This window comes from Bacillus atrophaeus, from assembly GCF_039519175.1.
GTDB classification, from domain to species: domain Bacteria; phylum Bacillota; class Bacilli; order Bacillales; family Bacillaceae; genus Bacillus; species Bacillus atrophaeus.
The window spans coordinates 3,792,817-3,813,620 of the sequence record NZ_CP154443.1; the positions used below are offsets into that span (position 1 = coordinate 3,792,817).

Annotated in this window: 19 protein-coding genes, 2 pseudogenes and 1 riboswitch; of the genes and pseudogenes, 6 read left to right on the top strand and 15 right to left on the bottom strand. The window is 38.7% G+C overall.

The window, feature by feature from the left end:
- Positions 1-5 precede the first annotated feature (5 nt).
- The 9 genes from ribD to AAHT65_RS19005 form a co-directional block, all read right to left on the bottom strand.
- Positions 6-1,097, bottom strand: coding sequence for a bifunctional diaminohydroxyphosphoribosylaminopyrimidine deaminase/5-amino-6-(5-phosphoribosylamino)uracil reductase RibD (gene ribD, locus AAHT65_RS18965; RefSeq protein WP_343310673.1), 1,092 nt, complete (start codon positions 1,095-1,097; stop codon positions 6-8).
- Between the two features lie 133 nt (positions 1,098-1,230).
- Positions 1,231-1,376, bottom strand: a riboswitch (FMN riboswitch).
- Positions 1,377-1,496: 120 nt separating this feature from the next.
- Complete coding sequence (locus AAHT65_RS18970; protein WP_268364723.1) at positions 1,497-1,841, bottom strand: hypothetical protein; 345 nt, start codon at positions 1,839-1,841, stop codon at positions 1,497-1,499.
- Positions 1,842-2,083: 242 nt separating this feature from the next.
- Positions 2,084-2,638 carry a signal peptidase I sipS gene (gene sipS, locus AAHT65_RS18975; protein WP_061670061.1) on the bottom strand — a complete coding sequence of 185 codons (555 nt, stop codon included), beginning with the start codon at positions 2,636-2,638 and terminating at the stop codon, positions 2,084-2,086.
- A 113-nt stretch (positions 2,639-2,751) separates the two neighbouring features.
- Positions 2,752-2,958, bottom strand: coding sequence for a zinc ribbon domain-containing protein (locus AAHT65_RS18980; protein ID WP_004429659.1), 207 nt, complete (start codon positions 2,956-2,958; stop codon positions 2,752-2,754).
- Positions 2,959-3,525: 567 nt separating this feature from the next.
- Positions 3,526-3,726: a cold-shock protein gene (locus tag AAHT65_RS18985; RefSeq protein WP_004429658.1), complete on the bottom strand. Its 201-nt coding sequence runs from the start codon at positions 3,724-3,726 to the stop codon at positions 3,526-3,528.
- 259 nt (positions 3,727-3,985) lie between these two features.
- The gene (locus tag AAHT65_RS18990; RefSeq protein WP_088117500.1) at positions 3,986-4,954 is read right to left on the bottom strand and encodes a sugar phosphate isomerase/epimerase family protein; all 969 of its coding nucleotides are present in this window, start codon (positions 4,952-4,954) and stop codon (positions 3,986-3,988) included.
- Complete coding sequence (locus AAHT65_RS18995) at positions 4,951-5,979, bottom strand: Gfo/Idh/MocA family protein (RefSeq protein WP_088117501.1); 1,029 nt, start codon at positions 5,977-5,979, stop codon at positions 4,951-4,953. Before AAHT65_RS18995 ends, AAHT65_RS18990 begins: the two co-directional genes overlap by 4 nt.
- Before the next feature lie 48 nt (positions 5,980-6,027).
- The gene (locus AAHT65_RS19000) at positions 6,028-7,056 is read right to left on the bottom strand and encodes a Gfo/Idh/MocA family protein (protein ID WP_151290481.1); all 1,029 of its coding nucleotides are present in this window, start codon (positions 7,054-7,056) and stop codon (positions 6,028-6,030) included.
- Between the two features lie 134 nt (positions 7,057-7,190).
- Complete coding sequence (locus AAHT65_RS19005) at positions 7,191-8,180, bottom strand: LacI family DNA-binding transcriptional regulator (RefSeq protein ID WP_240515883.1); 990 nt, start codon at positions 8,178-8,180, stop codon at positions 7,191-7,193.
- 349 nt (positions 8,181-8,529) lie between these two features.
- On the opposite strand from AAHT65_RS19005, the gene AAHT65_RS19010 reads away from it, so the two are divergent.
- The 4 genes from AAHT65_RS19010 (at position 8,530) to AAHT65_RS19025 (ending at position 13,862) form a co-directional block, all read left to right on the top strand.
- A complete protein-coding gene (locus AAHT65_RS19010) occupies positions 8,530-10,284 on the top strand; it encodes a glycoside hydrolase family 13 protein (protein WP_094232311.1) in 1,755 nt (584 codons plus the stop codon).
- A 67-nt stretch (positions 10,285-10,351) separates the two neighbouring features.
- On the top strand, positions 10,352-11,659 hold the full coding sequence (locus AAHT65_RS19015) for a maltose ABC transporter substrate-binding protein (RefSeq protein ID WP_343310674.1): 1,308 nt from the start codon (positions 10,352-10,354) through the stop codon (positions 11,657-11,659).
- A gap of 23 nt (positions 11,660-11,682) precedes the next feature.
- Positions 11,683-13,026: a carbohydrate ABC transporter permease gene (locus AAHT65_RS19020; protein ID WP_106271151.1), complete on the top strand. Its 1,344-nt coding sequence runs from the start codon at positions 11,683-11,685 to the stop codon at positions 13,024-13,026.
- Positions 13,023-13,862, top strand: coding sequence for a sugar ABC transporter permease (locus AAHT65_RS19025; protein WP_151290479.1), 840 nt, complete (start codon positions 13,023-13,025; stop codon positions 13,860-13,862). Before AAHT65_RS19020 ends, AAHT65_RS19025 begins: the two co-directional genes overlap by 4 nt.
- 126 nt (positions 13,863-13,988) lie before the next feature.
- Here the strand turns inward: AAHT65_RS19025 and AAHT65_RS19030 are convergent.
- Positions 13,989-14,262, bottom strand: a pseudogene (locus AAHT65_RS19030) (peptidylprolyl isomerase); the annotation flags it as partial.
- 316 nt (positions 14,263-14,578) lie between these two features.
- Here AAHT65_RS19030 and AAHT65_RS19035 point away from each other — a divergent pair.
- The gene (locus tag AAHT65_RS19035; protein WP_094232315.1) at positions 14,579-15,019 is read left to right on the top strand and encodes a YfmQ family protein; all 441 of its coding nucleotides are present in this window, start codon (positions 14,579-14,581) and stop codon (positions 15,017-15,019) included.
- Between the two features lie 111 nt (positions 15,020-15,130).
- Here AAHT65_RS19035 and AAHT65_RS19040 read toward each other — a convergent pair.
- From AAHT65_RS19040 to AAHT65_RS19055, 4 genes and pseudogenes are all read right to left on the bottom strand, one after another.
- Positions 15,131-15,309 (bottom strand): annotated as a pseudogene (locus tag AAHT65_RS19040) (family 1 glycosylhydrolase); the annotation flags it as partial.
- Between the two features lie 59 nt (positions 15,310-15,368).
- Complete coding sequence (locus tag AAHT65_RS19045; protein WP_343310676.1) at positions 15,369-16,775, bottom strand: right-handed parallel beta-helix repeat-containing protein; 1,407 nt, start codon at positions 16,773-16,775, stop codon at positions 15,369-15,371.
- Positions 16,776-17,126: 351 nt separating this feature from the next.
- Positions 17,127-17,624 carry a hypothetical protein gene (locus AAHT65_RS19050; protein WP_425524834.1) on the bottom strand — a complete coding sequence of 166 codons (498 nt, stop codon included), beginning with the start codon at positions 17,622-17,624 and terminating at the stop codon, positions 17,127-17,129.
- Between the two features lie 213 nt (positions 17,625-17,837).
- Positions 17,838-18,269, bottom strand: coding sequence for a peptidylprolyl isomerase (locus AAHT65_RS19055; RefSeq protein WP_010789102.1), 432 nt, complete (start codon positions 18,267-18,269; stop codon positions 17,838-17,840).
- Between the two features lie 259 nt (positions 18,270-18,528).
- Here AAHT65_RS19055 and AAHT65_RS19060 point away from each other — a divergent pair, with 259 nt between their 5' ends.
- Positions 18,529-19,428, top strand: coding sequence for a DUF1002 domain-containing protein (locus tag AAHT65_RS19060; protein WP_343310677.1), 900 nt, complete (start codon positions 18,529-18,531; stop codon positions 19,426-19,428).
- Between the two features lie 31 nt (positions 19,429-19,459).
- Here AAHT65_RS19060 and lysA read toward each other — a convergent pair whose 3' ends face one another.
- On the bottom strand, positions 19,460-20,779 hold the full coding sequence (gene lysA / locus AAHT65_RS19065) for a diaminopimelate decarboxylase (protein ID WP_088117513.1): 1,320 nt from the start codon (positions 20,777-20,779) through the stop codon (positions 19,460-19,462).
- Between the last annotated feature and the right edge of the window lie 25 nt (positions 20,780-20,804).

Consider the following 20,804-nt stretch of genomic DNA (forward strand, 5'->3'; position numbering starts at 1 on the left):
CCATCCTACTCATGTACAGGTTTTGGTTTTGCTTCCAGTTTTATATCTTGACCAATATGGGTAATTGCAGTGAATTGTAATAAGGGGACATCTTTCATCGATTGAAAGCCTTCACCGGAGATCAAGCTGGGAGCATGCGTTCCTCCGATTAGTTTAGGGGCAATATAGAAGATGATTTCTTGGTAACAGCCTTCCTTGACAAAGCTTCCGTGAACAGCGGCTCCGCCTTCAACATAAACCGACATAATACCTTCTTCTGCGAGAATCTTCAGCACATCGGGAATATGGATATGTCCGTTTTCCAGTGTGAATATTTTCACTCCGAAATCAGAAAGGCGTTTTTTCTTTTCCGCGTCCGCTTGCGACGTTGTAAAAATCCATGTCGGTGCCGCTTGGTCTAGGATTACATTTGCTTCTTCAGGAATAGTAAGGCTCGTATCCAGAATGACTCTGACCGGCTGTTTTACTGTGTTCGGAAGCCTGCAGGTTAAGCTTGGATTATCTGCTTTCACTGTACCAACTCCGACAAGAATGCTTTGATGTGTTTTCCGGTATTGCTGGGCATCCTGTCTGGCCGCCTCTGAGGTAATCCATTTGCTGTCGCCTGTACTTGTGGCTGTCTTTCCATCAAGGCTTGCAGCTGCTTTTAACGTAACGTACGGAAGTCCGGTACGCATGTAGTGAAGAAATTTTTCGTTCAGCTTTTCTGCCTGATCTGTCAGAATGCCTTCTTTCACTTCAATGCCCGCAGCCTTTATCATGCAGATTCCCTTTCCCGCCACAAGGGGGTTTGGATCTCTCATCGCAACAAAGACTCTTTTAATGCCTGATGTTATAATCAGCTCGGCGCAAGGAGGCGTTTTTCCGTAATGGCTGCATGGTTCCAGAGTGACATAGATGTCAGCATCTTTTACGTGTTTTCCCGCCATTTTTATGGCATGGACTTCCGCATGCGCTTCACCGTACTTTAAATGAGCGCCCATCCCGATGATTTCGCCGTTTTTTACAACGACAGCGCCAACAAGCGGATTAGAACCGGTTTGGCCTTCGCCTTGCTTTGCAAGCTCTAACGCCGTATTCATGTAATACTCTTCCATTCATTTTCCCTCCTTTCTCTATTGTGAATTTGGCCGTCAAAAAGCCCCGAATTTTAAAATAAATTCGGGGCTGTCCATTTTTTAACCATACGAAATAACACTATGCGTTTTTCATTCTTTTGCATAGCTGTCTTTCATCCTTCTCCCATCCAGACTTTCACTGTCGGCTTCAGCTTATAACTGAATCCACCGTATGCATATGCACACGGGTCACGGGCTCTAAAGCGCATTGGCTTTACTACCGCCGGTCGGGATTTCCACCCAGCCCCGAAGGATACAATCGATATTTTTTTGTCCTTAGTGGCTATTATAACGATCCTTCCGAGAGTACGCAATGAAATAAACTTACAATTTGAGAAAACAAAGAAACACCTTTTGTAAAAAAAGGTGTTTTCTTCGTTAATCATTCACTTTTGCAACCTTGATTAAACCGTCAATCCGTTTTGATTTACTGAAATATGCTTTGACCTTGTCCCCTTTTTTAATATCCGATAAGTCTTGGTCCAGTTTTTTTCCGTTGAATATAATTTTTGTTCCATTATCCGCTTCACCATAATATTCCGTTCCCTCAATTTTTATAATTTTATATTCATGGATCGTATATTCTTCTTCTTCAGAGGAAAGGGTTTGTCCGATCGCCGTCGGCACATCCTTCAATTCAATGTCATTTATGTACATATAACCGCCTGCAAGTAAGATCAGCAGCACTAATAGAATGGTAATCTTCGTTTTTATTCTCCCCATCTTCACAACCTCCAGCACATATGAATCTATTCATTCTTATGAGTTATTCCTCTTTTTCATGAATAAAAAACCGCTATTTCTCGTAAATTATTAATATAACGATACATAACGGGGATATGTTTCACATTCTGCAAAATTTTCTTTTCAATAGATATACGAATTTATGTTCTGTTTTACGGGTGTAGGTTTCAGAAAAGGAAATAAAAAAATCAGCTTTCTTATTTTGAAAGCTGATTGTCATTCTACTTCGTTTGACGGATTTCGTTGAAAGGAAAGAAGACAAATTGTGATGTTCCGGCAATTTGTTTTTTCGTAAAGAGACCGAGTCCGTTTCGGCTGTCCATGGAGTCTAAGCGATTATCCCCCATTACGAAATACTTATCATCAGGCACTTTGACCGGACCGAAATCAGCGGTTAAATTCGCCGCCCCTTCTTGTTTTGCTTTCTTTTTATTGGCGGCAAGATAAGGCTCGGCTGCTTTTTTCCCATTGATATAAAGCTGGTCGTCTTTCATCTCTACTGTGTCCCCCGGCAGCCCGATCAGCCGCTTGACGTAGTGGACATGATCTCCATTAAGAACGATGATATCACCGCGCTTAAATTCGCCGATGTATTTGACCGTCATATTGACAAAAACCCTTTCACGGTTATGCAGTGTCGGGTCCATTGATTTCCCGTCAACTACATACGGAGCAAATAAAAAATTTCGAATAAGAAGCGCTAATACAACAGCAATAATGATGGCTTTTGCCCATTCTAATACTGAATTTTTTCTAGATTTTTTTTCTGTTTTCAACTGCTTTCCTCCAATAAACTCGCGGTGTCATCCCGTCTTATTTTAACATGAGCCGCAAAAGAATTCATGCCCAGACTTCCCCATTAGAAAGACATAGAATGTGGGCAGCATGCTTATCCGCCGAAAAACAAATCAAGAATATTTCCGGCTTTTGAAGATGCTTTATTGTACAGTTCTGAATATCCGCAGTTTTTGCAGTAAACGACCAGAAAGCGATTATTCTGTACATCGAATAATTTTGAGAACCCGGTTCCCGTTGTTGCTATTTCTTTTTGTCCAGCCTCGGTGCTTCCGCATTTTAAACAACCTTTTTTGTCCATCTTGTAAAACTCCTTTTCTTTATTCTATAACAATTTTTCTTTATACATAAGGGAATTTTTACTATTTCCTAGAAAATTCATAACACTGCCGAATCGCTATAGATAACAAAGCGCAGTTGCATTGTTTCTGCAAAGTCTTTTGCGAACACAAGTATTCACCTTACTGTTCATCTAGGGGTTACTTGAGCTTTGAATTTACCTCTACTTAAATGTTATATCAATTTACGCCGATAACGCAAAAAAATGATGTCGAGATATCCTTCTAAAGCGTATACGGCTTCTCTGCGTTAACAATTCCCGATGGGTTCACCGTTATTTTCCTCTATCCATCTGACGCGGATAAGAATCGGTCTAAAATGAAACATCATTCTAACAGAATTCTTCACCCCACATATTTATCAATTATTTTTTTGCATTCATCCAAAAGTATGTTATGATGAATGCAACCATTTTAGTTTGTCTTCTAGCCCCCTTGCTCAGAAATTGTGAGCAAGGGTTTTTTTATGCCTTTATTTGTGCAAATAAAAAAGCAGGCTCTATTGAGCCTGCTTTTTATATGAACACGGATTATGCTTTTTGGACGTTTGAAGCTTGTGGTCCACGTTGGCCTTGTTCAACATCAAATGAAACAGATTCGCCTTCTTCTAAAGACTTGAATCCTTCTCCTTGAATAGCTGAGAAATGAACGAATACGTCGTCTCCAGCTTCGCGTTCGATAAATCCAAATCCTTTTTCTGCGTTAAACCATTTTACTTTACCTTGTTCCATTTTTGTTGCCTCCCAGTGTGCAAAGCACACATTATAATACTATCCCTGCTCTTTATACCCAGAAGTTAAGTTATTATACTCTGTCTGTCATTAGATACCGAACAAAAATAATTCACCTTTATAATACCATTAAAGAAAATAAAAAGCAAGCGCATATCTTTAACTTTTCATGTTATGGATTATCTAATGCCCAAAAGGGGTTTACATCCTTTTCATAATAGATGGAACAAAATAACAAACATTAAATGATTTTTGTATTTTATGTCCACCACATTTGAGAGGGTGACTCCTCTATCAATATGGTTTTTAAATTCTTAACAGCACGTTTAAACCCTTCATCAATTGACATAATCGGATCCTCATGCTCAATACTTATTACATAATCATAACCATAAGTACGTAAAGTACTCATCATATCCGACCACTCTTTAAGATCGTGCCCACACCCAACTGAACGAAATGTCCAAGCACGCGTCTGCACGTTCCTATAAGGCTGCATATCTGTAAGTCCGTACATGTTTATATTCTCTTGATCTAAATACGTGTCTTTTGCATGAAAATGATGAATTGCATTTTCTTTGGCTAAAATTTTTATAGCGGCAACAGGATCAATTCCTTGCCACCATAGATGACTTGGATCCAAATTTGCCCCAATTGCATCGCAGGTTTGTTCACGAAGCTTTAACAGCGTGTAAGGTGTATGCACCAAAAAGCCTCCGTGTAGTTCTAAGCCGATTTTCACTTTATGCTTTTGAGCGTACATCCCCAGCTCTTTCCAATAAGGAATGAGCTTTTTTTCCCATTGCCATTTTAAGACGTCTCCATATTCATTCGGCCATGAAGCAACCGGCCAGTTTGGGTGTTTAGCATCTTCATGATCACCCGCTGTTCCTGAAAAACAATTGACAACTGGAACACCAAGAAAAGATGCCAGTTTTATGGTTTTTCGTAATGTCTCATTGGATTCTTTTGCAAAGCTGTCCTCTGGTGAAATAGGATTGCCATGACAGCTAAATGCACTAATGGTTATTCCTCGGTCAGTTACCTTTTTTTTATAACTTTCACGCGCCTCCGCACTTTCTAATAACTCATCTAATGGACAATGATGATTGTTTGGATAGCAGCCTGTTCCAATTTCAACTGCATGTAAACCAGCTTCTTGAACTTTATCTAACATCTCTTCAAATGTATAATCTGCAAATAATACTGTGAATACCCCTAATTTCATATTATTTCCCCCTTTATTTTAGCATTTTCATTATTTTTATAAATGTCATCAATAATTGAAGATACCTGAAGAGCTTCTTCTGGCTTAACGACAAGTTCGTCAGTTCCCTTACAAGCATCAATAAAATTTCTTGCTTGTGCTCGGCTGAAGTCATTATCCCCAACCATCCAGGCTGCATTGCTATTCAGTAAAACACCATTTTTTGTTGTGTAAAATTCTAAAGGGAAAAGTTTCATTCCGCCATCAACTCCAGAAATGCTCACTTCTTCTTCATCTTCTTTTATATTCGCGGCCCAAGAAGTCTCAAGCAAAAGTGATGAACCATTGTTAAATTTAATGTATGCCGTTACATGATCATCTACATTAAATGTTTGGTGATCAAAAGTTCCCCATTCATTTAATTGATTTGGTGTTTTACTTAGTTCATTATAAGTGGTCCCCACTACTTGAATATGTTGCGGATTGCCCATTAACCATAGAGCCAGATCTAGCAAATGACAGCCATAATCAATTAAACTGCCGCCGCCTTGAAGGGCTTTATTGGTAAATCCCCCCCAACTAGGCACTTTTCGGCGACGTAAAGCTTTTACACGGACAACAAGAGGACATCCTACTTCTACTATCATTCGTTTCGCTGCTTGTGCTTCTTTCATAAAACGATAATGATAAGCGATTGCCAGTATTTTATTTGCTTGTTTAGAAGCAGCTAACATTGCTTCACATTCCTTTTTAGAAAGTGCCATCGGTTTTTCGCATAAGACGTGAACACCAGCTTGTAATGCTTCGATTGTATATTCAGCATGAAACTTATTTGGCGTACAAATACACACTGCGTCTATCTCTTTAAACATATCTTTATAGTCTAAAAACACGTGACAAATGTTATGCTCGTTCGCGACTTCAGTCGCACGTTTACTATTGATATCACTTATTGCCCAAATGACACACTCGTCACCAAATTGCATGAATGCAGGAATATGACGTGCTACAGCAATACCTCCCGCGCCAATAATACCAATTTTCAAACAACTCACCTCAATTTTTAATTGGCTTCTGAGCAAACAGAAGATAGCTTATAGTAATGAAACGATTTGTTTTGTTTTATTTGATTCTAATGCTGCTAAAATAACAGATAGAGATTTTAACCCTTCTTCTCCTGAAACAGCAGGTTTTTTGTCCTCCACAATGGCATTGATAAATTGATTAATGGTCTGTGAATTAAATTGGCCGTCATCATCGTTCGATTGAATCTTGCCAAGCTCATAATTTGTCACTTCTCCTGTTGCGTATTGTGCAATTAAGGAATACGTTGAATGATCTTCTAAGCGAAGAATCCCCTTTTCCCCATAGATAATCGTGGAGTTATCTTCCTTACCTTTATAATTCCAGCTAGCTGCAAGTGTACCTATAATACCGCTTTCAGTTTTCAACACACACACTGCGTTGTCATCAACATTCGCAAAATCCTTTGCACTTGTTTCTACAAATGCACCTACTTCAATAATTTCCTCGCCAAGAATGTGGCGAATGACATCCGTTTTATGTACGCCTAAGTCTCCCAATGCTCCAATAAACGCTTTATCTTTTTTAAAGAACCAGCTCTCCTTTCCGTCTGCACTCCACCCTTCTGGTCCGCTATGGCCAAATGTCGAGCGGAAGCTATATATCTTTCCGATTTCGCCGCTTTTGATCAGTTGACGTGCTTTTTGATGGGATGATACAAACCGCTGATTGTGACCGATCATTAACTTTTTACCGGTTTCCTTTGAAGCTTCTATCATGGCTTCTGCTTCTTCTTTGGACGTGGCCATTGGTTTTTCACATAATACATGCAAACCGCTCTTTAATGCAGCAATAGAAATGGGGGCGTGTAAATAGTTAGGAGTACAGACGCTTACTGCATCTATGGCTCCGCTTGCTAATAATTCTTTATAGTTCACATAGGCTTTTGCCCCAAATTGCCCGGCAACTTTATTCGCCCGTTGTTGGTTGCTATCACAAACTGCTATAATCTCTGCTTGTTTATTCATATGATATTCTGGCAAATGACGATATTGGGCGATACTTCCGCAACCAATCACGCCTACTTTTATTTTTTTCATCTTCATTTTCCCCCTTGTCTTCACTCAAACTTCCATAATATTTGTCATCAAAAATTAAGAACGCAAACGTTTGCGTAAAAGTGAAGAAGTGAAAGTCATCACTCCTTAGCTTCCGCCCTGTTTTATAACATTTCTTACTGACTAAATGAACGGACTGTCTCACGCTCGACGATATGATGAGGATACAAATTTTCTATTTTTGCCGAAGAACTCAGCAAAAGATCAATTGATGCTCTCCCCATGTCGTATAATGGTTGAGCTAACGTCGTTAGAGGCGGAACAGTCTTTTCAGCCATTGCAGTATTATCATAACCAACCACTGATATCTCAGATGGAATTTTTATACCCTTTTTGTGCAAAAGCGACAATGCGCCTGCAGCCATTTCATCACTTGCACAGAAAACAGCTGTAATTGTCGGTTCATTTTTTAACAATTGAGACATTGCTTCAATCCCGCTTTTAAAATCAAAATATCCGTAAGCAATCATTTGATCGGTTACAGTTATTCCAGCGTCACTTAAAGCTTCTTTAAAGCCTTCTACACGGGGAACTGTCGAGATGACATCCCCTTTTGTTCCGGCAATCATACCAACCTTGGAATGACCTTTTTGTACTAAATAGGAGGCAGCATCATAAGCCGCTTGATAATCATTTACCTTTATAAACGGGAGCGGAAAATCTGATTGTGTTGCCACTAAAGCAACTGGCACATCCATTTTTTCAATCTTTTTGTAGCACTCTGATGTAATTCCTTGACTGACAATAACAATTCCATCAACACGTTTTTCAGAAAGGGTTTGCAGATAGTTTATCGTACGCACCCCATCAAAATTCGTTTTGCAAACCATCACACTGTAATCTAAATCATGCGCTGAATCCTCAATTCCTGCTAATACTTCACTTGCAAATAAATCTGATACTTTAGGAACCAGCACGCCAATTGTTTTTGTTTTACGATTAATCAAACCTCTTGCTACAGCGTTAGGCTGATAACCAATCTCTTTAATCACTTTTTCAACTCGTTTTTTTGTTTCTTCAGAATAACCCGGTAAGTTATTCATAATGCGAGAAACAGTTGAAACAGACACTTCTGCTCGCTTTGCTACATCTTTAATTGTAACCAATATCTTTTCCCAACTTTCTGCGCAAACGTTTTCTTAAAAACATTAGCACAAGTTTAAAGCGCTTTCAATATATTTTAAAAAGATTCAAAATTTTTGATTTCACTTGATCTTTTACACTTATATTCTGTTATAAAGACTTTAATACAATTTTGCGAGTTAAAATTTTCTGAAAATTTTTTAAATAATATGTTGACTTTGGAATTTATAGAGATATAAAATGCAATTAATAATGTAAGCGTTTTATTAAATGCCATGTCTTAATATCTTATATCTTTTACGCAAACGTTTGCTCTAAAGGAAAACGTTTGCGTAAAAGAATACTTCATATCAAAAGAAGGCGGGGATAGATTTGTTTAAAGAAGCAATTTTCCACAGACCTAAAAATAATTTTGCCTATATTTATGAAAAAGATCTGATTCATATTAGATTTCGGGCTCAAAAGGGTGATATAAAATCTGCTGAAGTAATATATGGTGATCCATACGAATGGAATGAAGAGAGCTGGATGTTTTTGACTGCACCAATGAAATTAGAAGGTTCTGACGATCTGTTTGACTATTGGTTTACTGAATTAAAGCCTCCCTATCGCAGGTTGCGTTATGGTTTTAAGGTAGATGATGGTCAACAAACTCTTATTTATGGGGAAAATGGATTTTTAAATGAAGTTCCTAAAGATACGGCATTTTACTTTTGTTTTCCTTTCTTAAACGACATTGATATGTTCAAAGCACCAAGTTGGGTAAAAAATACAGTCTGGTATCAAATTTTCCCTGAACGCTTTGCCAATGGCGATTCAACAAATGATCCGCCATCGACATTACCGTGGGGAAGTGAATCTCCAAAAGTAAATAGCTTCTTTGGCGGAGACTTTCAAGGTATTATTGACCATTTTGATTATCTTGTCGACCTTGGCATTAACGGAATTTATTTCACGCCTATTTTTAAAGCAGAATCAAATCATAAATATGACACAATTGACTATTTTGAAATAGACCCTCAGTTCGGAGACAAGGAAACATTCAAAAGATTTGTAGATACTTGTCATGAAAAAGGCATCCGTGTAATGTTAGACGCCGTGTTTAATCATAGCGGTTATTATTTTGAAGCGTTTCAAGATGTATTAAAAAATCAGGAAAGATCAGTTTATAAAGATTGGTTTCATTTAAGAGAATTTCCTGTCACCCCCCTGCCGAAACCTAATTATGATACGTTTGCATTTACTCCATTCATGCCTAAATTAAACACTGAAAATCCCGAGGTGAAAGATTATTTATTAAGAGTGGGAGCTTACTGGATTGAAGAATTTAATATTGACGGCTGGCGGCTTGACGTAGCGAACGAAGTGGATCATCAGTTTTGGAGAGAGTTTAGACAAATGGTTAAAAGAATTAAACCCGACGCCTATATTTTGGGAGAAATTTGGCATGATGCAATGCCATGGCTTCAAGGCGATCAATTTGATGCAGTAATGAACTATCAATTTAGAGAAGCTGCGCTAAACTTCATAGCCAAAAATGAAACCAATGCTGAAGAATTTGCCCAACTGCTGACAAAGGTAATGACCTCTTATCCAAAAAATACAAATAAAGTAGCTTTTAATTTGTTAGGAAGCCATGATACTCCTAGAATTGCGACGATTAGCCAAGAAAACCGGGATAAATTAAAACTTCTTTTCTTGCTTCAATTGACGTATACAGGGACTCCTTGTATTTATTACGGAGATGAAATTGCCATGACAGGAGAAAATGATCCAGATTGCCGAAAATGTATGGTATGGGATAAAAGTAAACAAGATCAGGAACTGCTTGGCTTTGTGAAAAAAGTCATTAGTCTTCGGAAAAATAATTCTCTTCTTGCCAATGAAGGTACATTTCAATTTTTAGAAGCAAACTCGACTTCCAATTATGTTATGTATGTGAGAGAAAATGCGAAACAAGCAGTCATCACAATTATCAATAATTCTCATTTAAAGCTCCATCTGTACATTCCATATGAACTTACAGGAAAACAAGCAACTAATTTATGGACAGACGAGTCAGTTTTAACGAATAGTGTAGAAATAAAACCCTGCGGCTTTTGTTTGATACGAGTGAATAAGCAGTAAGCAAACGTTTTCGCATGTGATGAAGATGTATCCAATCATTATATTAAAAGCTAAGGTGGGAAAATGTATGAGAAAAACAGCTTGGGTTGTACTTGTTATCACGTTACTCGTGATTATGGCAGCTTGTAACAAACCCTCCGGAACAAAGCAGGGAACTGAAACAACTGCTAATGCAGAAGCTATTACAGACCATAACGAAATTAAACCGGAAAAAGGCGCCTCCCTCCTCCTATGGGATAATAAAGACGAAGAAGGTGAATGGGCAACTTATGTAGCAAAAGAATTCACAAAAAAATACGGTGTCCCTGTTAAGTATGAACATGTCAATCATACTGACGTTCCTGAGAAATTAAAAGTGGATGGACCTGCAGGGCTTGCAGCCGACGTGTTCAATGCACCCCATGATCATACAGGCAGCTTGGCAAAATCCGGTTTACTGTTTGAAAATATGGTGGCCGAAGATTATCAAAAAGATTTTATGAAAACAGCAATTGATGCTACATCTGTCATTGAGAGAGGAAAAAGAGTGCTATACGGATTCCCTATTGCCATTGAAACATATGCCCTCTACTACAACAAAGATTTAGTTGATAAACCGGCAAAAACGTGGGAAGAGCTGTTTGCACAAGTAAAAGAGTTTAATAAAGGAGCGACCAAAGCTAACCCCAAATATGGATTTATGATGGACCCAGGCAATTTCTATTATACTCATGCCTTTTTAGCTGGATATGGAGGGTATGTGTTTGGAAATAAAAATACAAATCCCAACCTGCTTGGATTAAATAACAATGGCGCAGTGAAGTCAGGTGAATTTGTACGTCGGATTCATAAAGAGCTGTTGTCGTTGAAAATAGAAGACATTTCTCAAGATATAATTAGTACTTTCTTTAATGAAGGAAAACTAATGTATCATGTATCAGGACCCTGGGATGTTAAAAATCATTTGGATGCAGGAATTAACCTGGGTGTTTCTCCTTTGCCTAAACTGGATAACGGAAAATCACCGAAAAGTTTTGCCGGTATCAAATCTTACTTCGTAAACCCTTACACTAAATATCCAAAAGCAGCCACTCTGCTCGCACAATTTGCAACATCCGAAAAAATGCTGGAAAAGCGCTATGAATTGACGGGACAAATTCCACCTCATAATGGGTTAGTGAAAACTGATGTATTTACAAAAGACGCGATTTCAATGGCCTTTTTAGAACAAGTCCAAAAAGCTGTTCCAATGCCAAACATTCCAGAAATGGAAACAGTTTGGGAACCGATGGGAACTGCTTATTCAACGATTTGGAATAACAATCAGGACCCTCAAAAAGCGTTTGAAAAAGCTGTCAAGCAAATTAAAGAAACCATTAAAATACATAAACAATAATAACAAACGGAAGGTGGGAAAAGATGAAAATTCAATCAGATATTCAAAGAAAAATAAAGCTTAATTCGTCTTCGCATACAAAAGTTGGCGTAATGCTATCACTATTATTCATGGGACTGGGGCAGCTTTATCATAAACAAATTGTCAAAGGAATTCTTTTTATTACATTAGAAATTTATTTGATTGTATTTTGGACATTACCTTTCAGATGGGCAATGTGGGGACTTACAACATTAGGAGATACGCCGTTAACGCGAAAAGGGTTTGACGTGGTCCAAGGAGATCATTCCATTTTTTTAATGATTGAAGGGATTATCTTTTTGATCCTCTTCCTCCTTTTTGTTTGGTTATACTATTTAAACATACTTGATGCTTATAAAGTAGGAAAGCTTAGGGATCAAGGAATTGATGCAAACAGCTTTAAACAAACGGCTCTCTATGTGTGGGAAAAAGGATTTCCTTACCTCCTATTAACGCCCTCTATTCTATTCACAGCTTTTTTAACCATTTTACCGCTATTATTCGGTGCTTTGATTGCGTTCACAAACTATTCTGGGCCTAACCATCTGCCACCCAAAAGTTTAGTGAACTGGGTGGGGATTCAAACATTCACCGATTTATTTCAATTATCAATGTGGAGTCATACGTTTTACGGGGTATTCAGCTGGACGGTTATTTGGGCAATTTTATCGACAGTTACTACTTTCTTTTTAGGATTATTTTTTGCGATATTAATTAATCGAAAAGGAATTCGTTTCAAAAGATTTTGGAGAGGCATATTTATCTTGCCTTGGGCCATACCGGCATTTGTCACCATATTAATTATGCGTAACCTTTTTAATGGTGAATTTGGCCCTTTAAATCAATATTTACAAGCAATCGGCCTCCATGCAATCCCCTGGTTATCAGACCCGGTGTGGGCGAAAATCACATTAGTAACCGTTAATATGTGGATTGGATTCCCTTTTTGGATGGTCTTAATGAGCGGCGTTATGACATCCATTGATAAAGAAATATATGAAGCAGCGGATGTAGACGGAGCGACACCCCTTCAGCGGTTCTGGAAGATTACGATGCCGCTTATCATGTTTTCAACAGCACCCCTTTTCATTATGAGTTTTGCTGGCAACTTCAATAATTTTAATATTATTTATTTGTTAACTCAAGGAAAACCAGTGAACGATACTTATAGTTATGCAGGTTCAACCGATATTTTAATCAGCTGGATTTATAAAATGACACTTGAACAAAATCAATTCGCAATGGCTTCAGTCGTATCAATTTTAATTTTTATTGTTATTGCCGCATTGTCAGTTTGGAACTTCAGAAAAACCAAAGCCTTTAAAGAAGAGGATTTGATGTCATGATACTTAAAAAGTTCCGCGGAAACCTTATGATAACGCTTATTTATATGATTCTTGCCATTACCGCCATACTCATCTTGTATCCAGTTTATTGGATTATAATCGGTTCTCTTAATCCAGGTGATTCACTTTTTTCAACAAAATTACTTCCTGATTCTCTAACACTTGATCATTTTAATTATTTATTCAAAGAAACAAATTACTTAATTTGGTATAAAAACACGTTTAAGATTGCGTTTTTCAATATGATTATTTCCACATTCTTAATTGTGACAGCTGCTTATGCTTTTTCTAGATTTCGTTTTCCAGGAAGAAAACAAGGTTTAATGGCCATGCTCGTTCTGCAAATGTTCCCTAGTTTTATGGGGATGATTGCAATATATATTTTACTTTTGCAAATAGGTTTATTAGACAATCACTGGGGGTTAATTTTAGTCTATGCAGGAGGATCAATTCCTTTTGGAACTTGGTTAGTGAAAAGTTACTTTGATGGTCTGCCAAGAAGTTTAGAAGAAGCAGCTAAAATTGATGGTGCCAGTAATATCACTATCTTCTTTAAAATCATGCTGCCCCTATCGCGTCCCATTTTAGTATTTATTGCGGTAAATAACTTTATTGGACCTTGGATGGACTTTATCTTTGCAAGACTTGTTTTACGTTCAAGTGAAAACAAGACGCTTGCTATTGGTCTGTTTGAATTCGTAACCGGTCGGGGAAATACAGAATTTACAACGTTTGCTGCAGGCGCTGTCCTTATTGCTATCCCTATTACTGTTTTATTTATTACTTTTCAAAAAAGTATTGTGGAGGGATTAAAAGCTGGAGCAAACAAAGGATAAATAAAAAAAACTGATTGCAGAGAGGCCTGTCGGACTTAATAATAAATGAAGAAGCCCAAATGAGGGCTTTTTTAAAGGAAATTATTATCGTAGTGAAATTCAGGCACACAACATACAGTTAGTTTGTTAGTAATAAAAAAGTTTATCCTGTTTAGCATAAGCTTCATGGTTTATTAACTTGTACAGTACTTCCTTCATCATGCCATTAGTCTTATCTTTTGCAAATTTAAAACCTCTTGTCACTTTGCCAAAAACAGTGTGAACATCGTTTAGATGCGGCTGAAGTTGTGAAGGCTTTAAACCTGTGTCTTTTCCTGCTTTAGCCATTGATAATGTGGCGCTTCATTTGTATGCGGATTCCTTCTGTTTCACATCTAATTGTGCAGCCTGGACCGCCTGTTCGGCGGAAAAAGGGTCAATCTTGACATTATTACTACTACGCCTTGGTTTCACCACCATATGGTGATTCAATTTCCAGCTTCATTTTTAACGGTTTTTCAATTAAACCAAGAAGGCGCCGCTTATATCGACAAAGCCGCCGTTATAGAGACCAACATGACAATAAAGTTGCAAACCTTGAAGTAAAAGAAATTTCTCGATTATCAAGTTTCACATGATGTACAAAAAGTTTCACATAATGTACAAAACCAAAAGCCCGTCCTAATGCTAGTATAAAATTAGAAACGAATATTTAAAATGTAACGGAGTGGATAAACATGTCATGGGCGATTGTGCTGTTAATTCTCATGAGTCTTGTTAAAATATTATTGACGTCTCTTCCAACAGGTGTTGTGGAATGGCTTCTCAGCAAATTTGCAGTGCATTCAAAACTTAGTGACGCGAATGCCACCTTATCTATCAATGGCAAACGCTTGGAAGGTGAAGAGAAAAGTCAAATTCTTGATTTTTTTAACGAGGCTATATTTATGGAAAAATATTATATATATCCAGGTGACGAAAAGCGTTATTTACATCCAGAAAACAACGGGACTCCATTGGTCATTGATACCAAAAAAGGTAAAAACGATGTTAGGTTATTTGTGTACAGTTACAACGATCACGTTGATGTAGTCAAACAGTACAAGAAGAAAGTAATCGCGTATTGTCTGCATTCTGATAACCTTCAAAAACGTTCTATGTCAGCAACCGGGTTTTAGTTTAAAGGATCATAAAAGAAAAGGTCTTTTTTATAATACCGTTTTAGACTTCAAAAAAGCTTGCCGGCAAATCCATTAATGGACTTCGCCGGCAGGCTTTCATTCTTTCGATTACCAGTTAAAGCTTTTCTTTGGTTTTCTTGCTAAGATGCCGTTTCCCATTTCTGAAGAAAAGTAACTGATCAGGTCAATCATTCCCCAACCATTAATTCAACCCCATCCTCGATTGCTTCCAGCATTTGTTTTAGAAGTTTCTCATGGTAACTAATACGGTAATCATCTTGAATACTGGCACACCTTTTCTATTTTGCCATAGTCCCACCTTTTTCTGCTGACAAATGTCCTTAGCTTACTCGATAATAGAATGTGCTGGTGAACCCGGCTTTAGCGTAAAATCATAAGAAGCTTCGTCACTATACATCGGATCGGCATAAATAGAATCCAGATCGTTTTTCGTTGCTTTTTGATACGTTGAAAACGAGTCATATTCATGCTTTTTCCAAATCCATATGCCGTCTTTATCAGCTTCCTTGTGGTAGACGTTGTAATTCACCACATTACCTTCGTTTGTCGTAAAATCGTTTGCGATAAATACCCTCGAATCACTTGCAGTCACAATGTTCTTTTCGATCTTGTTATCTTTTGTATCATGCTGTAAGAGCAGCTGTCCGCCATAAAGCCCTTTTGTGTCATTGCGGTAAATAACGTTGTGAGCAATCACAGAATTAATGGTGCCGCCCCGCTGTTTATCGTATCCTCCGATTGAAATACCAGTGTAAGCATTATCGTACACCTTGTTTTCGGTTATTTGAATATCCTCAGCATATTTTCCTTTGTGTTCAGAGGTTGCTTCAATTCCGATATCGTTGTTGTAAACCGTGTTTTTCTTGATCTCAATATGTTGTCCTCCATCGACGTATATTCCGCCTGCGGAGTAATCATCTCCATAAGCAGGATTTCCGTAAGTCGAGTTATGGTAAACTGTATTGTTTTCTACGACGCCGTTTCGCACATAATCGTTTTGATCCGCTGTTCCTTCATATCCAATCAGATCGATACCAATATTGTTATTGTCACGGACCACATTGCCAGCAATCGTGAAGCCGTCAATGTTTCCGTTTAGCACAACCGCTTCACTCGCTCCGAGCGTCAGCTTTTCAACCGTATTATCCGTGATCTTAATGTCTTTCATGCTGCCCGTTCCATAGACCGCAATTCCGTGAGCATTACCTTCATCCGCTGTCGTCTTTATGTTCCGAACATGGTTATTCTGAATGGTGATATGGCTGCTGGAGCCAGTAACAAAAATCCCCATAGCGGTTGCTTCCTCCGATGAAACAGAAAGATTCTCAAACCTCAAACCGCTGATTGTGATGTAATTCTTATTGTTAATCTGAATTAATGGTATTTCATATTCTTCATCCGCGGCGGATTCTCCGCTGATAACGACCTGTTCATTTTGATAGTTTCGGAACGTGATGGGCTTTCCATTGGTACCGCTATGCTTCACTTCGAGTGTTTCTTTATACGTACCTTTCCGAATAAGTACGGTTGTTCCGGCCACAGCCTTTTCAGCCGCGTGCTTCAGTGTGCGAAACGGCTTTGTTTTCGTTCCTTCATTCTGATCATTTCCATCAGAAGAAACGTATAAGCTGTTTACTGGTTCTTGTTCATTGGCCCCCGTCTTATCATAAGCTAAGGCGGTGATCACAGAAGTTAAAACAACTACAGAAAAAATAAAAAATATCACTCTCATATTGGATTCTCATTTCTATTTAGGATGAATTGCTTTATTCATTATACATTATCCATTTATGGAAAAACATAGCTTGAAAGACTATATTCATAATCTCAACTTCTTGCTCAAAGCTTCTATCAGCCTACCCATTTAAAAGTTCAAATGATTAAAATGATTATTTTGTTTTGATTTAATAAAACTTACGAATGTATAGAGAATCGAAAATGGAATTATACCGTCAAAAACATAGAGCTGCCAAGTTCGTCTCCTCCTAAATCAAACGTCTTTATATGTATGATAAAGGAGATCTTAATATTCTTCTGCTTTAAAATACGGAAAAGGACTGTCGATTTGACAGCCCGCTTTCAATTAATTAACACCATTTTCAGTGAATCTAAAGGTTTCTTTTAAATCTCTGCCTTCTTGCCCCTTCTGAGTCCATATAATATCCACTTCTAATTCTGTTGCTTCCTCCGCTAGCATAAAGTTGAGATATTGAACAGGATTTCCGTTATTCAAGCTCCTGGCAAGAGATTGTGCATCCTCAATTTGTTTTTTACACTTGCCATCAGGACAGCCAAAAAGTGAGAGCCTTGTAGTTGAATCTGGTTCATTTCTATACATTTGGATTTCAGCGGTTGCTGCATCGTTACCAACGTTTTTGATTTCCATTGAATAAGTATTATATTTCCCTTTTTCAGGCCATGATACATTCTTATCTACTTTAGCTTTACTAATCTCAACTGACCATTGCTTTGTAACTTGTTTGATTGGTAAGACGTTAAAAGTTAAAGCTTTCGTATCTAATGCGGGTATCATGATGCTCACGGCAAGTATCACACACGAAATAAACCTCATTTTTTTCATCTCAATTACCTCCCTTCTATGTTTATCAAAAGTATTTTGTCCCTAAATGAAATTTACTTTGCATTTATTTATTTTTTTACATTAGAGTCCATAAATCAAAAAAAGGACTCCCAAAGGAATCCGGTTAATTAGATCACATGCTGAAAATTCAGTACACGATACAGTTAGTTCTTATAAAAAAGCTTATCCTGTATAGGATAAGCTCATGATTTATTAACCTTGTACACGTACTTCCTTCATTACATCGCCATTAGACATGCCTTTAGCAAATTCTAAACCGCTTGTCACTTTGCCAAAAACAGTGTGTACGCCGTTTAGATGCGGCTGCGGCTCATGGACGATGAAGAATTGGCTTCCGCCTGTGTCTTTTCCTGCGTGAGCCATAGATAGTGCGCCCGCTTCATGTGTGTGCGGATTTCCTTCTGTTTCACATTTGATGGTGTATCCTGGGCCGCCTGCTCCTGTTCCTGTTGGGTCACCGCCCTGGCTTACGAAACCTGGAATGACTCGGTGAAAAGTCACACCGTCATAAAATCCTTCGTTTGCAAGCTTCTCAAAGTTTGCAACAGTTCCCGGCGCTTCTTCCGGATATAGTTCAAATTCGATTTTATTGCCGTCTTCTAATAAAAAGTAACCTGTTTTCAATTGTATGCCCACTTTCTTTATTTTAAGATTTTTAAAGGAGATCTTTATGTATTTATTTGCTGCAAGTTCTCTCCTTTTCGCGGCTATTATACCATACCTCTCGACTTAAAACGAATCTATCGCCCATAATTGCAATAAAATGAAACTTGAATGTTATTTGAGCCGTCTATACTTTCGTAGCTGCATTTATTATAATGGATGCAGCTTCTCACAAAAGGAGATATTATGCCGTTTGTGAAATGAAGGAGGTCAAACTGCTTTGAAGAAAATTTGGATTGGAATGCTTGCAGCGTCTGTTTTGCTGCTGACGATTCCGAAAGTCAGTCTCGCCGATGCGGCGGTAGGAGATGTAATTGTCACGCTTGGAGCGGATTTATCGAATGAAAATCGGCAAAAAGTCCTTGATGAAATGAATGCTCCTGATAACGCGACAAAAGTAACCGTGACTAATAAAGAAGAGCACGAATACTTAGGAAAATATATACCAAGGGCGCAAATCGGCACAAGAGCGATTTCTTCATCTTCCATTACCATCGCGAAAAAAGGTTCCGGGTTAAACGTTGAGACGCACAATATCGATACAATTACGGATGAAATGTACTTAAATGCGCTTATGACAGCCGGTGTTAAGGATGCCAAAGTTTATGTAACGGCTCCTTTTGAAGTGTCTGGCACAGCCGCTTTAACCGGCCTGATTAAAGCTTATGAAGTCTCTTCTGATGAAGCAATTTCTGAGGATGTTAAACAAGTGGCAAATGAAGAGCTTGTAACGACGTCAGAACTTGGCAATGACATTGGTGATAAGAATGCTTCTGCCCTTATCGCAAAAATAAAAGAAGATTTCGCTAAAAACGGCGTACCCGATAATAAAGCTGACATCGAAAAGAAAGTGGATGACGCGGCATCTGAATTGAACGTCACGCTGACAGATGCCCAGAAAAATCAATTGGTTTCCCTGTTTAATAAGATGAAAAATGTCAATATTGACTGGGGCCAGGTCGGCGATCAGCTTGATAAAGCAAAAGATAAGATCACAAAGTTCCTTGATTCAGATGAAGGAAAAGGTTTTATTCAGAAAGTGATTGATTTCTTTGTATCCATCTGGAATGCGATTGTCTCCATCTTCACCGGCGGCAGCGAGTCAAACTCCAACGGATAAAGAAAAAAGCGCCGAAATTCCGGCGCTTTTTTTATTGCTTTACTTTCGTTTTAAAGGGCAAATCTAATTTGACAATGTCTTCATATGTTTCTCTTTTAATGACAAGATGGGCTTCCCCGTCTTCTACAAACACAACAGCGGGCCTTGGAATACGATTGTAATTGTTCGCCATACTGTAGCCGTATGCACCTGTACAAAATACCGCGAGAAGGTCGCCCGCTTTTACTTCAGGAAGATCAATGTCCCAGATCAGCATATCTCCGCTCTCACAGCACTTTCCGGCGATGGAAACCGTTGTATTATGCTCTTCTTCAATCCGATTGGCTGAAATCGCTTCATACTTCGCCTGATAAAGCGCGGGGCGGATATTGTCGCTCATGCCTCCGTCGACCGCTGCGTACCGGCGGGTTCCGGGTACTTCTTTTTGTGCCCCTACTGTATAAAGTGTTGTTCCCGCGTCTCCGACAAGTGAACGTCCCGGTTCAATCCAGATTTCAGGAATGGAAAAAGAATACCGCTCAGCGTTTGCTTTTACAGCTTCGATAATTTTCTCCACGTATACTGTTGCCGGCAGCGGCTCATCCTCTTCTGTATAACGGATTCCGAATCCGCCGCCTAAGTTCAGCACTTTCGAGATAAAGGAGTATGATTCTCTCCATTCATCCAGTTTCGTGAAGATTTTTTCCGCGGCCAATACAAAACCGGCTGTGTCAAAAATTTGCGAACCGATATGGCAATGCACACCAAGCAAACGGATGTGGTTTGAAGGCAGAATCTGTTCAATCGCCCGTTCTGTCTGGCCATTATTCAGATCAAAACCGAATTTTGAATCTTCTTGGCCTGTCGTGATGTAATCATGTGTATGCGCTTCTACACCGGGGGTAATCCGGAGCAGAACATCAACAGTGTAACCAGACTCTTTGCACAGTTCTTCAATTAATGATATTTCATAAAAGTTGTCAACGACAATACAGCCGATATGATGCTCAAGTGCCATTTGCAGCTCTTCCCTGCTCTTATTGTTCCCGTGAAAATGTATGCGTTCCGCCGGAAATCCAGCCGAAATCGCGGTATACAGCTCTCCGCCGGAAACCACATCTAATGACAGCCCTTCTTCCTGCGCCAGCTGAATCATCGCGACTGAAGAAAATGCCTTGCTCGCATAAGCGACCTGCGCTTTTAACCCGGCAGCAGTAAACGCCTGTTGAAAGCTTTTAGCGCGCTCACGTATTAAAGCCACATCATATACATAAAGAGGAGTGCCGTAATTTTCCGCTAAATGAAGCGCGTCCACGCCTCCGATTTCCAAATGACCGTGCTGATTTTGTCTGCATGTCCCATGTAAAAACAATGTCATTCCCTCTTTCTGGTCCGCC

Excerpts from the sequence above, each read along its gene's own strand:
- ribD (WP_343310673.1), bottom strand. The coding sequence starts at position 1,097 with ATGGAAGAGTATTACATGAATACGGCGTTAGAGCTTGCAAAGCAAGGC.
- AAHT65_RS18970 (WP_268364723.1), bottom strand. The coding sequence starts at position 1,841 with ATGGGGAGAATAAAAACGAAGATTACCATTCTATTAGTGCTGCTGATC.
- AAHT65_RS18980 (WP_004429659.1), bottom strand. The coding sequence starts at position 2,958 with ATGGACAAAAAAGGTTGTTTAAAATGCGGAAGCACCGAGGCTGGACAA.
- AAHT65_RS18985 (WP_004429658.1), bottom strand. The coding sequence starts at position 3,726 with ATGGAACAAGGTAAAGTAAAATGGTTTAACGCAGAAAAAGGATTTGGA.
- AAHT65_RS18990 (WP_088117500.1), bottom strand. The coding sequence starts at position 4,954 with ATGAAATTAGGGGTATTCACAGTATTATTTGCAGATTATACATTTGAA.
- AAHT65_RS19000 (WP_151290481.1), bottom strand. The coding sequence starts at position 7,056 with ATGAAAAAAATAAAAGTAGGCGTGATTGGTTGCGGAAGTATCGCCCAA.
- AAHT65_RS19015 (WP_343310674.1), top strand. The coding sequence starts at position 10,352 with ATGAGAAAAACAGCTTGGGTTGTACTTGTTATCACGTTACTCGTGATT.
- AAHT65_RS19020 (WP_106271151.1), top strand. The coding sequence starts at position 11,683 with ATGAAAATTCAATCAGATATTCAAAGAAAAATAAAGCTTAATTCGTCT.
- AAHT65_RS19025 (WP_151290479.1), top strand. The coding sequence starts at position 13,023 with ATGATACTTAAAAAGTTCCGCGGAAACCTTATGATAACGCTTATTTAT.
- AAHT65_RS19035 (WP_094232315.1), top strand. The coding sequence starts at position 14,579 with ATGTCATGGGCGATTGTGCTGTTAATTCTCATGAGTCTTGTTAAAATA.
- AAHT65_RS19045 (WP_343310676.1), bottom strand. The coding sequence starts at position 16,775 with ATGAGAGTGATATTTTTTATTTTTTCTGTAGTTGTTTTAACTTCTGTG.
- AAHT65_RS19050 (WP_425524834.1), bottom strand. The coding sequence starts at position 17,624 with ATGAAAAAAATGAGGTTTATTTCGTGTGTGATACTTGCCGTGAGCATC.